At 58.0% G+C, this 14572-nt stretch carries 11 protein-coding genes and 1 tRNA gene; 3 read left to right on the forward strand and 9 right to left on the reverse strand.

Annotated features, from left to right (window positions below; all coding sequences use genetic code 11):
* Window positions 1-125: 125 nt before the first annotated feature.
* The 7 genes from ACOYXE_RS25345 to rpsU form a co-directional block, all read right to left on the reverse strand.
* Window positions 126-587 (reverse strand): Lrp/AsnC family transcriptional regulator, encoded by a 462-nt coding sequence (locus tag ACOYXE_RS25345; protein ID WP_160059661.1) that lies wholly within the window; start codon window positions 585-587, stop codon window positions 126-128.
* A 118-nt stretch (window positions 588-705) separates the two neighbouring features.
* Complete coding sequence (locus ACOYXE_RS25350) at window positions 706-1785, reverse strand: acyltransferase family protein (protein ID WP_460926808.1); 1080 nt, start codon at window positions 1783-1785, stop codon at window positions 706-708.
* A 147-nt stretch (window positions 1786-1932) separates the two neighbouring features.
* Window positions 1933-2009, reverse strand: a tRNA-Ile gene (locus ACOYXE_RS25355).
* 15 nt (window positions 2010-2024) lie between these two features.
* Window positions 2025-5771, reverse strand: coding sequence for a bifunctional diguanylate cyclase/phosphodiesterase (locus ACOYXE_RS25360; RefSeq protein ID WP_160059659.1), 3747 nt, complete (start codon window positions 5769-5771; stop codon window positions 2025-2027).
* Window positions 5772-5897: 126 nt separating this feature from the next.
* On the reverse strand, window positions 5898-7742 hold the full coding sequence (rpoD, locus tag ACOYXE_RS25365; protein WP_077574775.1) for an RNA polymerase sigma factor RpoD: 1845 nt from the start codon (window positions 7740-7742) through the stop codon (window positions 5898-5900).
* 67 nt (window positions 7743-7809) lie between these two features.
* A complete protein-coding gene (dnaG, locus tag ACOYXE_RS25370; protein WP_160059658.1) occupies window positions 7810-9774 on the reverse strand; it encodes a DNA primase in 1965 nt (654 codons plus the stop codon).
* 486 nt (window positions 9775-10260) lie between these two features.
* Window positions 10261-10476 (reverse strand): 30S ribosomal protein S21, encoded by a 216-nt coding sequence (gene rpsU / locus ACOYXE_RS25375; protein WP_002551877.1) that lies wholly within the window; start codon window positions 10474-10476, stop codon window positions 10261-10263.
* Window positions 10477-10675: 199 nt separating this feature from the next.
* On the opposite strand from rpsU, the gene tsaD reads away from it, so the two are divergent.
* Window positions 10676-11701 carry a tRNA (adenosine(37)-N6)-threonylcarbamoyltransferase complex transferase subunit TsaD gene (gene tsaD / locus ACOYXE_RS25380; RefSeq protein WP_405122763.1) on the forward strand — a complete coding sequence of 342 codons (1026 nt, stop codon included), beginning with the start codon at window positions 10676-10678 and terminating at the stop codon, window positions 11699-11701.
* Between the two features lie 23 nt (window positions 11702-11724).
* Here the strand turns inward: tsaD and plsY are convergent, their stop codons facing one another.
* The gene (plsY, locus tag ACOYXE_RS25385; protein ID WP_038363312.1) at window positions 11725-12294 is read right to left on the reverse strand and encodes a glycerol-3-phosphate 1-O-acyltransferase PlsY; all 570 of its coding nucleotides are present in this window, start codon (window positions 12292-12294) and stop codon (window positions 11725-11727) included.
* Window positions 12295-12368: 74 nt separating this feature from the next.
* Between plsY and folB the strand changes: the two genes are divergently transcribed.
* Window positions 12369-12725 (forward strand): dihydroneopterin aldolase, encoded by a 357-nt coding sequence (gene folB / locus ACOYXE_RS25390; RefSeq protein WP_160059656.1) that lies wholly within the window; start codon window positions 12369-12371, stop codon window positions 12723-12725.
* The gene (gene folK, locus ACOYXE_RS25395; protein WP_160059655.1) at window positions 12716-13234 is read left to right on the forward strand and encodes a 2-amino-4-hydroxy-6-hydroxymethyldihydropteridine diphosphokinase; all 519 of its coding nucleotides are present in this window, start codon (window positions 12716-12718) and stop codon (window positions 13232-13234) included. The genes folB and folK overlap by 10 nt, the downstream gene beginning before the upstream one ends.
* Window positions 13235-13318: 84 nt before the next feature.
* Here the strand turns inward: folK and ACOYXE_RS25400 are convergent, their stop codons facing one another.
* The gene (locus tag ACOYXE_RS25400) at window positions 13319-14548 is read right to left on the reverse strand and encodes a multifunctional CCA addition/repair protein (RefSeq protein WP_460926809.1); all 1230 of its coding nucleotides are present in this window, start codon (window positions 14546-14548) and stop codon (window positions 13319-13321) included.
* Window positions 14549-14572 lie beyond the last annotated feature (24 nt).

Genomic DNA, 14572 nt, shown 5'->3' on the forward strand with positions numbered 1-14572 from the left:
ATTGTCGTCGTTTTGCCAGATTAACGATCAATATGACGATTTTAGACTGCACACCGACCAAAATGTGGGAGCGAGCCTGCTCGCGAAGAGGCACTGGAATTCACCGGAGAAGCCCGATCAAAATCTTAGACCGGCTGCCCTCGATCAATCTTGCTACTCAAAATGATCGACGTCGTGGTCTTCTCCACCCCGTCCACTCCGCCAATCTGATCCAGCAACTGATCCAGTTGCTCCGGCGAATCCGTACGCAACCAGGCGACATAGTCAAACTCCCCACTCACCGCACACAACTGCTGCACCTGCGCCATTGCACTCAACCGGCGTAGCACCTCTTTGCCAGAGCGTGGCTGTACCTTGATCCCGACATACGCTTGCAAGCCGCCGTCGACCACTCGCTGGCCGAGGCGTACGCCATAACCGGTGATCACTTTAGCCCTTTCCAGCCGCGCCAGACGCGACGTCACGGTGGTGCGCGCAATGCCCAATTGCCGGGCGAGCATGGCCACGCTCTCACGGGCATTGATCTGCAGGGCGGCGATCAACTGACGATCGATTTCATCGAGCACGGGCGGGCGGATGTCTGGCAAGGGCGGCTCCATTGGCGCGGATAGTTGGCCTGCGCATGTTACAGGCTCAGTCTGCGGACCGCTTGCAGGTGATGAAGCTGAACTCAGACCTAAAAAAACGCGCAAAAGCGCGGTTTTTTTACGCGCGTACAGGCAGTCGAAAGTGGTGCGAGAGATTCAACAATTTGCGCTCTATCAACTGATAACTGAAGTAAGCCACCACAAGCACTGCAGTGTAGGACACCGCCCAGAACAATAGCGCATGCCAGACGCTGTTACCGTTAAGTCCCGTCATGACCCAGAGGCGCCCGCACACGCTGAGTGTCAGAACATGCGACAGGTATAGCGAGTAGGACATATCCCCGACCGATCTGAGCAGACCGGATGCCATCCATTTACCTTTTGCTTCCAGCAGTGCAAATGCCAACAGTAAAAGCGTGTAACCGCCACCGATCGCAAATGCACGCTCCAGGGTTATCGATTGAATGACATCGGCGTCGCCGACTACGTCTGAAGCAAGTGCGTAGACGAGGCCGGCCAGTCCAGCCAGTACCATCAGGAGAATGCTGAAAAGGGGCGGTGAGGTAACCAGCGAAAGCCGCAGATATGCGATTCCGGCCAAGGCGCCGAAGATGAACTCAATGGAGAACTCATGGAACATCACTCGAAGATAGGGGTTGTCTGACGTAAGGGTGAAGATCGAAACGCCGATGATCGTGATTAGCCAGAACGCAAATGCATGGGTCATCCACTTGGCCGGCAGCATAAGAATCAAGGCAAACACCAGATAAAACCAGACTTCGTGGATAAGCGACCAGGCAACCATTAATAGCGGTAACGCTGAATCCGGGAGCAGGAAAAATGATGACGTCATGTCGACAGTCCCATTTTGGGAGCCACCTACCAGTTCAGGTTTGATCTGAGCGACAAAGAAGAGGGCGAGAAAATAAACCCAGTAGGTCGGATAAATTCGCAGGAATCGCCCTTTGAGAAAGCCAGCGACTTGGCCTTTAAGACCAAACTTGTTGCGAAAAGCCAGAACCATCACAAAACCACTGATGACAAAAAACAGATCCACGCCGGTTTGGCCAAAAACAAATAGCTCCGGTAACAGGCTTTCGCCTTGCACATATTTGGCATTGATGAAGAGTGAGTGAAACGCTACGACAAAAAGCGCCGCCAGTCCTCTGGCAGCTTGTAGCGAGGAGAGTTTGTACACGGTTATTTATCCCTAATCCGAAAGACATCCTGTGCTGGCATTCTGGAAGTTACACTTCACGGGCGCAAGTATGACAGCGTGGGGTGGGCTGGCTACTTTCAAACGCCAGAAACGCGAAAGCCGCGCATTTAGCACGGCTTTCGTATTTGGTGGGCCCACACGGACTTGAACCGTGGACCAAAGGATTATGAGTCCTCTGCTCTAACCAACTGAGCTATAGGCCCTCAGTAGGCCGCGGATTATAGCGACGGTTTCTCGGCTGTGCTATCCGAAAAATCCGATACGGTTACACGAAGAAACGTTGCCGCGAATTCTTCCGGCGGTAACGGCAGGCTGACGATGTAGCCCTGGATCTGTTCGCAGCCTTCGGCAGCGAGAAATTGTTGTTGGGCCTGGGTTTCCACGCCCTCGGCGATGACGGTGAATTGCATGCTCCGTCCCAGCGCGATGATGGCCCGGACAATGGCCGCGTCATGGGGGTCGTCGGGCAGTCCGCGGACGAATGACTGGTCGATCTTGAGGATGTCCAGCGGCAGGCGTTTGAGGTAACTGAGCGAAGAATAACCGGTACCAAAGTCGTCAATCGCTAGTTGTACGCCGAGGTGTTTGAGCTGGTGCAGCACGGCCAGCGCCTCTTCGGCCTGACTCATGATGAAATTCTCGGTAATTTCCAGTTGCAGTAAATCCGGCTGCAGGCGGTTGTCGTTGAGCAGTTGTTCGATGCGCCCGAGCAGATTTGGTTGACGCAGTTGCGCGCCGGCGAGGTTCACCGAGAGTGGGCCGAGGCTGTCGTAGACCTGATTCCATTCGAACATCTGCCGGCACGCGGTCTCGAGCACCCAGTCACCGATTTGCAGGATCATGCCGTTTTCTTCGGCCAGCGGAATGAAATGTTCTGGCGGTACATCGCCGAAGGTTGGGTGACGCCAGCGGATCAGCGCTTCAGCACCGACCAGGCGGTGGTCGTCGAGGCTGATTTTCGGCTGGTAGTAGAGGAACAACTCATCCCGTTCAATGGCCCGGCGCAGTTCGTGCTCAAGTGCAATGCGCTCGCTGGCCTGGGCAGTGAGGTCGCGGGTGTAGCTCTCGACGCGGTTGCGGCCCTTGGCCTTGGAGCGGTACATCGCCGCGTCGGCGTTTTTCACCAGCGTGGCGACGTCGCAGCCGTCCCGAGGATAGAGACTTGTGCCAATGCTGGCGCTGATGAAGAACTCATGTTCGCCAGCCTGGAACGGCGCACCGAAACAATTGAGCAGTTTGGTGGCGATGTTGTCGGCATCACTGGCCTGTTGCAGGCCGGGCAGCAGAATGATGAATTCGTCACCGCCCAGACGCGCCACGGTATCGATGTCGCGCAGTTGCTCTTTCAGGCGCACGGCGATGCCCTTGAGCAGCAGGTCGCCAACCGGGTGACCGAGGCTGTCATTGATGTGTTTGAAGCGGTCGAGATCGAGAAACAGCACCGCGCCCTGACCGCCGTTTTCCTGCTGACTGTTCAACGCCATCAACAAACGGTTTTCGAACAGCGTGCGGTTCGGCAGGCCGGTAAGTGGGTCGTGGTGCGCCTGATAGTCGAGCTTGGCCTGTGCGTGCTTGAGGCTGGAGATATCGGCAAACACCGCGACAAAGTGGGTGATGAACTTGTCGCGGTTGCGCACAGCACTGATGGTCAGCCAGCTCGGGTACAACTCGCCGTTCTTGCGCCGGTTGGAGATCTCGCCCTGCCAGTGACCTTCGTCGGTCAACTGGTGCCACATTGCCGCGTAGAACGCACTGTCATGCAGGCCGGAGGCGAGCAAGCGTGGTGTATGGCCGAGCGCTTCGCTTTCGCTGTAACCGGTAATCTCGGTAAAGGCTCGGTTGACCGCGCTGATGTGCTGTTGGGTGTCAGTGATCAATACGCCTTCAGCGGTGCTTTCGAACACGGTGGCGGCCTGTTGCAGTTTTTCCTGCATCAAATGGCGCTCGGTTATGTCCCGGGCGATGGTCAGCATGCAGTCTTCTTCGCCGATCGGCAGCGGACGACTGGAGACTTCGCAGAGGCGAATCTGCCCGTCACTGCGGCGGATATGGCAGGTGAAGTCACGGACGAAGCCGTCGCGATGCAACAGATCGAGCATCTGTTTGCGCTCGTTGAGGTTGACCCAGATCCCCAGATCCAGCGCTGAACGATCCACCGACATGGCGCTATTGAAACCGGTAATGCGACTGAAACCTTCGTTGACCTCCAGCAGCAAACCATCGCTCTGGCGCGACAACAACAAACCGTCCGGTGAGGCATGGAAGGCTTTGGCGAACTTCTCCTCGGAGGTTTGCAGTTGCTGTTGGGTTTCCTTGAGCTGGGTGATGTCACGCACAACGACCACCAGGGCTGGCGTGGTGTCCAGATCGAAGGGTTCGGCGGAGATCAGGCCGGTGAACAACTGGCCGTTGTTGCGGCGAAAGGGCATCTCCAGATTGCGAATACTGCCCGCCTGCAAACGCTGCAGCAGCCCCGGACCGACGCCGGGAATGCCCCAGATATTCAGGTCGGTCGCCGTTTGCCCCAGCACTTCTTCAGCTTTCAGTCCGATCTGTTCTTCAAACGCTTCGTTGACCTCGAGCAGGCAACCGTCGGACAGCCGTGCAATCACCAGAATGTCCGGGCACTGCTGGAAGACCGAGGCGAACTTTTGCTCCGAGAGCTGCAGTGCTTCTTCAGTGCGCTTGATTTCGCTGATGTCGATCATCAAACCGCGCATCACAGGCTCATGGCCATGTTCGATCAGGCTGACGATGTCGCGCACCCACAAGCAGCGACCGTCGGCGGTGATCACTCGATAGTCGACGATGTGATCACGGCCCTCGCTGAGGGCTTCTTTGCAGTAACTCTGCGTACGGGTCAGATCCGCCGGGTGAATGATGTTGTGCCAGAAGCCGGGGATCAACCAGTGCGATTGTGGATAGCCGAGCAAGTCTTCGGCGTGGGGCGAGACATAGCTGTAGGTGAAGTCGCTCATCCGCGCTTCCCAGGCGATGGCTGACAGGCTCTCGACCAGTCCGCGATAGTGATATTCGCTGCTGCGCAGCTCCTGTTCGAGGTCGATGCGTCGGGCGATTTCCGAGCTCAGGCGGCGGTTGATACGGATCACCACGGCGAGGATCGTCACCAGTAGCAACAGCCCCGGCAAACCGTAGATCAACAGATCCGACCAGAATGTCCGATGATCAAGGACGTTACCGACCCAGTGCTCCTGAATGCTGCTGATTTCATCAGGACTCATGTCCGCGAGCACTTTGTCGAGAATCCCCACCAGTACCTTGTTATCGCGGGGCACGGCCATTGCCAGTTGGTAGCGATACGGGGTTTCGCCACTGACGTACAGGCCGTCGAGCTTGAGCTGGCGCAGGCTCCAGACACTCGAAGCGAGGTCGCCGACCACGGCGTCCACTTCGTCGGTCGCCAACGCCTGCAGCGCCGAACTGACATTGGGCATGGCCACCAGATTCAGATCGGGGTGGTGGGTGCGCAGCAGTTCGTGGGGTGCATAGTTTTCCACCACGGCGATTTTCAAACCGTACAAGTCGTCGAGCTTGCGCGGTTGCGCGCCGCCGATGTGGGCAAGTATGACAATCGGGAAATCAAGATAAGGGCGGGTGAACGACAGGTAGGTCTGGCGCTCAGGGGTGGACATGATGCCGGGGAGAAGATCGATTTTGCCCGATTTGACCTGCTCCAGCACCACCGTCCAGCTCACTGGCTCAATGGGGGTCAACTTGATCGCCAGGCGTTGGCGAATCACATCGATATAGTCGGCCGCCAAGCCCTGATAGCGATTCTGGTCGTCGCGAAATTCAAAGGGCGGCCACGAAGCATCTACACCCAGGCGCAAGTCCGGGTGAGCCGCCAGCCAGCTACGTTCTTCATCAGTCAGAGTCAGCGCGTCAGCCGTTGCGGTCCAGATCATCAGTGACAGCAAAAAAAGCACGGACGCCAATCTGGGCATAACGCTCTCGTTATGGCTCGGGGATGATTGTTTCGAGTGTAGACGGGGTATGCGGGGGAGGGGTGTTGCGAAGGATTTAATCTGCCATATAAACAAAACCCCCGGCCTGGGCCGGGGGTTCTGGTATCACTCGTCGAGGAAGGAGCGCAGATGCTCGCTTCGCGTCGGGTGGCGCAGCTTGCGCAGCGCCTTGGCTTCGATCTGACGGATCCGCTCACGCGTTACGTCAAACTGTTTGCCCACTTCTTCGAGCGTGTGGTCGGTGTTCATGTCGATACCGAAACGCATGCGCAGTACTTTGGCTTCACGGGCAGTGAGGCCAGACAGCACTTCGCGAGTCGCTTCTTTCAGGCTCTCAACAGTGGCGACATCGATTGGCGACTGCATGGTCGAGTCTTCGATGAAGTCACCCAAGTGGGAGTCTTCGTCATCACCGATCGGGGTTTCCATGGAGATCGGCTCTTTAGCGATCTTCAATACCTTGCGGATCTTGTCCTCAGGCATTTCCATGCGTTCGCCCAGCTCTTCCGGGGTCGGTTCGCGACCCATTTCCTGCAACATCTGCCGGGAAATACGGTTGAGCTTGTTGATCGTCTCGATCATGTGCACCGGAATACGGATGGTGCGGGCCTGGTCGGCGATCGAGCGAGTGATCGCCTGACGGATCCACCAGGTGGCATAAGTCGAGAACTTGTAACCACGACGGTATTCGAACTTGTCCACCGCTTTCATCAGGCCGATGTTGCCTTCCTGGATCAGATCGAGGAATTGTAGGCCGCGGTTGGTGTATTTCTTGGCGATCGAGATAACCAGACGCAGGTTGGCTTCAACCATCTCTTTCTTCGCGCGGCGGGCCTTGGCCTCACCGATCGACATGCGACGGTTGATGTCCTTGATTTCTGCGATGGTCAGACCGGTTTCGGTTTCCAGCGCGATCAGTTTCTGCTGGCAACGAATGATATCCGGCTGCACGCGGCCAATGGCTTCGGCGTACTTGCTCTTGCCTTTGGCCAAGGCGTCGGACCAGCTTTCGTCGACTTCGTTGCTCGGGAACTGACGCAGGAAATCGGCGCGTGGCATACGTGCATCACGTACACACAGTTGCATGATCGCGCGCTCTTGCTGACGCAGACGATCCAGGGCACCGCGAACACGCTCGACCAGGCCTTCGAATTGCTTCGGTACCAGTTTGATCGGCATGAACAGCTCGGCCAGTGCCAGCAACTCGGCAATCGCTGCCTTGTTGTTGCGACCGTGCTTTTTCAGGGCCTTGCGGGTGATTTCCATCTGATCAGCCACGGCGCCAAAGCGCTGGGCAGCAATGACCGGATCCGGACCGCTTTCGGCTTCTTCTTCGTCATCGGAAGATTCGGCTTCATCGTCGTCGGTCTCGTCGTCGGCTTTCGCCACTTTCGCTTCGACAGGCGGCGGCACTTCGGCTGGCGGCGCAATGCCGTCGTCCGGGTCGATATAACCGCTCAGGACGTCGGACAGGCGACCACCTTCGGTGGTGACGCGGGTGTACTCGGAGAGAATGTGGTCAACCGTGCCAGGGAAGTGCGCGATTGCGCTCATCACTTCACGGATGCCCTCTTCGATACGCTTGGCGATTTCGATTTCGCCTTCACGAGTCAGAAGCTCGACCGTACCCATTTCACGCATGTACATGCGCACTGGGTCAGTGGTGCGACCGATATCGGTCTCCACCGCTGCCAACGCGGCTGCTGCTTCTTCCGCAGCGGCCTCGTCGGTATCGGCGTCGGCCAACATAAGGGCGTCCGCATCCGGAGCACTCTCGTGTACGGGGATCCCCATGTCGTTAATCATGCGGATGATGTCTTCCACCTGCTCAGGATCTGAAATATCCTCGGGCAGGTGGTCGTTGACCTCGGCGTAAGTCAGATACTTCTGCTCACGACCCAGTTTGATCAACTCAATAATACGAGACTGCTGTTGCGCTTTTCCGGACATAACACCCTATCCACTGAAGGTCTTGGCGGGCAAAAAACAAGCCGAGGATTATACCTGAGCTATGACCTCACGCGCCAGTTGAGGTCGGGTTTGATGCGGAAAATAGGTCGCGCATCTGGATTGCTATCTGCATTTTTTGTTCCGCGGTCATTGCTGGGTCGCTCGCCTTTTTGATGAGCTCGTCCAGAGTTTGTATGTTTTGGCCAGCGGATATCTTAGTAATGGTGTCTAAAAACTGTTGTTCAAGGTTATCCCCCTGAATTAACCATTCCTTTTCCGTGAGCTGCTTGAGTAGGCGGCCCTGATCAGTACCGTGCCATCTGGACATCAACTGAAATGAGTTTAGCTGAGGATTTTTCTGCAAGGACTCAATGAGGGCTACCAGTAGTTGCGCATACTTGTTTGCCTCATTAGCAAAATGGTCGGCGCTCTCAACCTTGGCAGCCATATCGGGGTGGTGGATAAGGGTGCGAATTGCGGTAAATATTGGAGGTTCGACCGCGATTTCGGTGCGGGGTGGTACATATGGGCCGCGCTCACCACGTTTGCCGTTCTTGTCCCAGGGTTTCTTGTCCCATTTCTTGCCGCCAGCGCCGGGTTTCTTTGGCGTCCACTCCTGCTGCGGCACATACATGTCTTGTGCCTGCGGCTGATGGTAGTCGCTGTAATCCGGCATCGCGTCGTAATCGATACCCGGATCGTAGGCGGGCGGTGCTTCCTGCGGCGCACTTTGTGCTAGCTGACTGACGGTCTCGCTGCTCAGGCCAGTAATTTCGGTCAGGCGCTGACGCATCAGAATGCGCAGGTTTGCCCCGGGTACTTTGTCGATCAGCGGTGCGGCAAGGGTGGCCATGTGCGCCTTGCCCTCAAGCGAGCGCGGGTCGGCTTCTTCGGTCAGTTGCTGGAAGAAATAATCCGCCAACGGCTGAGCGTGCTGATTGATCCGGGCCTTGAATGCGTCAGTGCCTTCGGCACGAACCAAGGTGTCCGGGTCTTCGCCTTCGGGTAGAAACAGAAAGCGTGCACGACGCCCGTCCTGCAGGCTTGAAAGCGTTGCTTCCAGTGCGCGCCATGCGGCGTTGCGGCCGGCCTGGTCGCCGTCGAAGCAAAACAGCACGTTCGGCACTACGCGGAACAGACGCTTCAAATGTTCTTCGCTGGTCGCGGTGCCGAGCGTCGCGACGGCATTCTTCAGCCCTTGCTGAGCGAGGGCGATGACGTCCATATAGCCTTCGACGACGATGATTTCGTCGAGGTTACGGTTGTTCTTGCGTGCTTCATAAAGGCCGTAGAGTTCCTGACCTTTATGGAATACCGGGGTTTCCGGTGAGTTCAGGTACTTGGGCTTGTCGTCGCCGAGTACGCGGCCGCCGAAGGCGATGATGCGCCCACGGGTGTCGCGGATCGGGAACATCACGCGATCGCGGAAGCGGTCATAGCGTTTGCCGGTTTCGGCGTTCTCGATCAGCAGGCCGGCGTCGATCATGGCTTTCTGTTGAAGCGTGTCGCTGCTCAAATGTTTGAACAGGTTGTCCCAGCCGGGCGGCGCGAAGCCGAGCCCGAAATCCCGGGCGATCTCGCCAGTCAGGCCGCGGCCCTTGAGGTAATCCACCGCAGCTTTGCGCGATGGATGGCTCTTGAGGGCTTGCCGGTAAAAATCGGCGGCAGCGGTGAGTAGCGGATACAGCGGCGAATCGGTTGGCTGGCGCGGTTTGTGCGGGCGGCCGCTTTCTTCGCGAGGGATTTCCATGCCGGCGGCTTTCGCCAGATCTTCGACGGCCTGGGGGAAATCCAGGTTGTCGTGATCCATGAGAAAGCCGAGGGCATTGCCGCCGGCGCCGCAGCCGAAGCAGTAATAGAACTGCTTATCGGGGCTGACGCTGAAAGACGGGGTTTTCTCTTTGTGAAACGGGCAACAAGCGGTGTAGTTCTTGCCGGCCTTCTTCAATTGCACGCGCGAACTGACCACATCGACGATGTCGGTGCGGTTCAGCAGGTCGTCAATGAAGCTCTGGGGAATCAGCCCGGCCATGGCGTACTCGTCGTCTGCGCTGTAATAAGTCCGATGCGTAAGGCTGCCGGACGCGGGTCATTGTTTGAAGCGCGCAAAATATGCGGCTCGACCGGTGTCGTCTGCGTAATCGCTGTCGGGAAGTGTATCTGCCGAAAATCCCCTGACGTTAGTACTCATCAGTCTTCGACTATTTGAAAGTGTTGCGCTGAATCCGCTGACGGCCGGTTAGGGGCCTCGGATAGCTCAATAAAGCGGGCACGCATGCAGGTGCCTTGGGCTGATCGTCGTAAGAGGAATCAGTGGGTGTGCTCGTCAGTAGCCTTGAAAGGCTCGTCAGAAAAGACGTGCACCGCTGGCAAAAGAGCCAGGTCTGACGTGTGAAGCAGATTCGTCTAGGTCGCGTGTGCGGCTTCGACGTTGAAGCATCAAGCGTTTTACGCAAATGCCATTAGCCCGGCTGAGAGCCGGGCTTAGGCAAAGAAGCTTGCAACGAACGTCTGTGTATTAGTACAGACGAACGGCGCGGCGCTGTTCGCGCTGAACTTTCTTGGCGTGACGCTTAACAGCGGCTGCTGCTTTGCGCTTACGCTCAGAAGTTGGCTTCTCGTAAAATTCGCGGCTACGAACTTCAGCCAGTACACCGGCTTTTTCGCAGGAGCGCTTGAAACGACGCAGAGCTACGTCGAAGGGTTCGTTCTCTTTAACTTTGACGGCTGGCATCCAGAGCTACCTTCATTCATTACCGGGGTCAACATCCTCGCGGCAAAAGAGCACTTGAAGACGTCGGTTTTTAAGGGTTGCGGATGTTAACCCCTCATCGCTCGGAATGCAAAGCCTCTGATCGAAAACCGCTGGTCGGGGCATCACGCGGGGACTATTATGCGCGCCTTCGAATTCAGCCTAAACAAGGCGCAAACCCATGCTAGTACTGGGATTAGAAACCTCCTGCGACGAAACCGGCGTCGCATTATACGACAGTGAGCGTGGCCTGTTGGCTGACGCGCTGTTCAGCCAGATCGACCTGCACCGCGCCTATGGCGGCGTGGTGCCGGAACTGGCCTCGCGTGACCACGTCAAGCGCATGCTGCCCTTGATTCGTCAGGTGTTGGCCGAGGCGGACTGCGTGCCGACCGAGATCGATGCGATCGCCTATACCGCGGGTCCTGGGCTTGTTGGCGCGCTGCTGGTCGGTGCTTCCTGTGCTCAGGCGCTGGCCTTTGCCTGGGGCATTCCGGCGCTCGGTGTGCACCATATGGAAGGGCATTTGCTGGCGCCGATGCTGGAGCCGAAACCGCCAGAATTCCCGTTCGTCGCTTTGTTGGTTTCCGGCGGTCATACGCAGCTGGTTCAGGTCGATGGCATCGGTCAATACAGTCTGCTTGGCGAAACGCTCGACGATGCCGCCGGCGAAGCGTTCGACAAAACCGCGAAAATGATGGGCCTCAATTATCCGGGTGGCCCGGAAATCGCCAAACTGGCCGAGAAGGGGGGCGCAGGACGTTTTACCTTCCCGCGTCCGATGTGTGATCGTCCGGGTCTGCAATTCAGCTTCAGTGGTCTGAAAACCTCTGCTCTCAACGCCTGGCAGCAGTGCGTCAGCGCCGGGGACGACAACGAGCAAGCCCGTTGCGACATCGCGCTGGCGTTCCAGCAGGCCGTGGTGGAGACTTTGACCATCAAGTGCAAACGGGCCCTTAAGCAGGCCGGCATGAAGCGTCTGGTGATCGCTGGTGGCGTCAGCGCCAACAAGGCCCTGCGCGTTTCGCTGGAAAAGATGCTCGGCGACATGAAAGGTGAGGTGTTCTACGCCCGTCCCGAGTTCTGCACCGACAATGGCGCGATGATCGCGTTTGCCGGTTGCCAGCGCTTGCAGGCCGGTCAGCAGGAAAGTCTGGCAATCAGCGTGCAGGCGCGCTGGCCGATGGAGCAGTTGTCGGCGCTGTGATGAGTGGCGCTCATGGACGGTATTCAGAAATGCCGTTCGCGCCCGGCAAACAGGTCGCGTAGATTGCCGCGGTGGCGCCAGACGATCAGCAGTGTCAGCGCGCTCATCGGCAACAGCGCCTCCGGTTCCTGCCAGGCCAGCAACGGTAGGGTCAGTGGCGTGGCGATCAGCGCTGCAAGCGAGCTGGTGCGGGTCAGGTAAAACGTCAGCAACCAAGCGCATACTGCCAGCAGCGCGGCGGGCGGATACAGGCCCAGCAGCATGCCGGCAGCGGTGGCGACACCCTTGCCGCCACGAAAGCGAAAGTACAGCGGGAACAGGTGACCGATCACGGCGCACACGCCGATCCACGCCTGATCCTGCAGCGAAAGGCCGACAGCCGAGGCGATCAGCACCGGCACCAGGCCTTTGCACAGGTCACCCAGCAGGGTCAGGATCGCCAGTTTGCGACCGGCCAGGCGCAGCATGTTGGTGGCGCCGGCATTGCCCGAGCCACTCATTCGCGGGTCCGGATTTCCGGTCAGGCGGCTGAGCAAAATGGCGAAGGACAGCGAGCCGAGCAGGTAGGCGAAAGTCGCCAGTAACCAAAACATGCTAACTATTCCGGGCGAGGACGCCCTGATTCTAACGGCGCATTGCGCCCTTGTCGTGCAGTGGAGAGAAGTGCTTGGACAGAGTGTTTATCGAGGGCCTGGAAGTCGACACCGTGATCGGTGCCTACGACTGGGAGCGCGGCATCCGACAGTGCCTGCGACTTGATCTGAGCTTCGCCTGGGACAATCGCCCGGCCGCCGCCGGTGACGACCTGACCCTGGCGCTCGACTATGCCAGCGTGTCCACGCGCATTCAGGCTTTTGCCGAACAGGCTCAGTTCCAACTGGTCGAGACATTCGCCGAGCGTCTGGTCGAAGTACTGATGAGCGAATTCGACATCACCTGGGTGCGGCTGAAGCTGACCAAGCCTGGTGCGGTGCCAGCGGCTAAGGGCGGCGTGGGTGTGGAGATCGAGCGCGGATGTCGCTGACTCAGGTGTACCTCGGGCTCGGTAGCAATATCGAGCGCGAAATCCATTTGTGCGCTGGTCTCGACGCTTTGGCGACGTTTCTGGTGGATATCCGCTGTTCCGCGGTGTTCGAGAGCCAGCCAGTGGGGATCAAGAGCGGGCCGTTCTTCAATTTTGTGGTGTCGGCGTATACCGACCTGCCGTTGATGGAACTGGATCGCCGCTTGAAATTCATTGAGGCGGATAACGGCCGCTACGCGCCTGATCGCAAAGGCTTGCCGCTGGATATCGACGTGCTGCTGTATGGCGAACTGGCGGGGAATTTCGACGGGTTGGTTTTGCCGCGTGCCGAGATTCTGAAAAATGCCTTTGTGTTGTGGCCGTTGTCGCTGATTGCGCCGGATCGCATGCATCCGGGTGTGGGAAAAAGCTTCGCGACGTTGTGGGCTGAGGCGCAGATTGATCAGGTGCTGGCGCCGGTTGCGTTCGAGTGGCGCGGGCAGCGGCTCACGCCTTCAGATTTGCTTTAGATCGACTGACGTCTTCGCGAGCAGGCTCGCTCCCACAGGGAAATGCATTCCAAAATGTGGGAGCGAGCCTGCTCGCGAAGCTTTTCAAGCGGACGCCGCGTCTTTGTAGGCTTTCAGCGCCTTCAGTCGCTCACGCTTCAGCGCTTCGCCTAGCTCCGGGCCTTTGAATCCCTTCTCTAGCAATGGCTGCACCGCGACTTCCCGTGCTGCCTTCGCCGCACCACGTAAATAATCGGCCTGTGGATAACTTCTCTGCTCGAGCCCTTTGCGTCCGCGAGCATCCATTTCGCATGCCGCAATAAACTCTTCAAAGCGCTGTGGTCGGCGATACACATCAAAACTTTGCAGTAACTCCAGTAGTGTCGAGGCTTTCAGCTCCAGCGCCCGATGACCGTGGGTGTGGAACTGGCCTACCAGCAAAGCCAATTCCTGGCAGTCCTTCGGAGCCTTGAAACGTTCATTGACCGCTTTGATCAGCTTCAGCCCTTTGTGCTCATGGGCGATGTGTCGTGGCCACTCTTCTTCCGGGGTCAGGCCTTTGCCGAGGTCGTGCAGCAGACACGCCCAGCGCACGGTCAGCGGTTGTTTGTGCAGCGCCGACTGCTCCAGCACGCTGAGCGTGTGCAGGCCGGTGTCGATTTCCGGATGATGCGCTTCCGGTTGCGGCACTCCAAAAAGCGCGTCGACTTCTGGCATCAGCACTTTCAGCGCGCCGCAGTCGCGCAACACCTGAACGAACACCTGCGGTTGATCTTCCATCAGTGCGCGGGAAATTTCTTTCCAACTGCGCTCAACGGTCAGTGCCTCCAGTTCACCGGATTCGCTGAGTTGACGCATCAGCTCTAGCGTCTCCGGCGCAACGCTAAAACCGAGCCCGGCATAACGCGCCGCGAAGCGGGCTACACGCAGGACACGCAGGGGATCTTCGGCGAACGCCGGGGATACGTGACGCAGGATTCTCGCTTCAAGATCGCGCTGACCCTGGTATGGATCAGTCAGATTCTGCTGATTGTCCTCGGCCATGGCGTTGATGGTCAGGTCGCGGCGGATCAGGTCTTCTTCAAGTGTCACCTCGGGGCTGGCGTGAAAAGTGAAGCCGCCATAACCGCGCCCGCTTTTGCGCTCGGTGCGGGCGAGGGCGTATTCCTCGCCGCTTTTTGGATGAAGAAAAACCGGGAAATCCGCACCGACCGGGCGATAACCCTGGGCGAGCATTTCTTCGGTGGTGGCACCGACCACCACCCAATCGATGTCCGTTACCGGTTTGCCCAGCAAGCGATCACGTACGGCACCGCCAACCTTGAAAATCTGCATAAAAAACCTCCGTTAGCCCGACAG

It is taken from the genome of Pseudomonas sp. MC6 (genome assembly GCF_054790575.1).

Bases quoted from the DNA above. Each gene is read 5' to 3' on its own strand.
- ACOYXE_RS25360 (WP_160059659.1), bottom strand. From the start codon at position 5,771: ATGCCCAGATTGGCGTCCGTGCTTTTTTTGCTGTCACTGATGATCTGG.
- rpoD (WP_077574775.1), bottom strand. From the start codon at position 7,742: ATGTCCGGAAAAGCGCAACAGCAGTCTCGTATTATTGAGTTGATCAAA.
- dnaG (WP_160059658.1), bottom strand. From the start codon at position 9,774: ATGGCCGGGCTGATTCCCCAGAGCTTCATTGACGACCTGCTGAACCGC.
- rpsU (WP_002551877.1), bottom strand. From the start codon at position 10,476: ATGCCAGCCGTCAAAGTTAAAGAGAACGAACCCTTCGACGTAGCTCTG.
- tsaD (WP_405122763.1), top strand. From the start codon at position 10,676: ATGCTAGTACTGGGATTAGAAACCTCCTGCGACGAAACCGGCGTCGCA.
- plsY (WP_038363312.1), bottom strand. From the start codon at position 12,294: ATGTTTTGGTTACTGGCGACTTTCGCCTACCTGCTCGGCTCGCTGTCC.
- folK (WP_160059655.1), top strand. From the start codon at position 12,716: ATGTCGCTGACTCAGGTGTACCTCGGGCTCGGTAGCAATATCGAGCGC.
- ACOYXE_RS25400 (WP_460926809.1), bottom strand. From the start codon at position 14,548: ATGCAGATTTTCAAGGTTGGCGGTGCCGTACGTGATCGCTTGCTGGGC.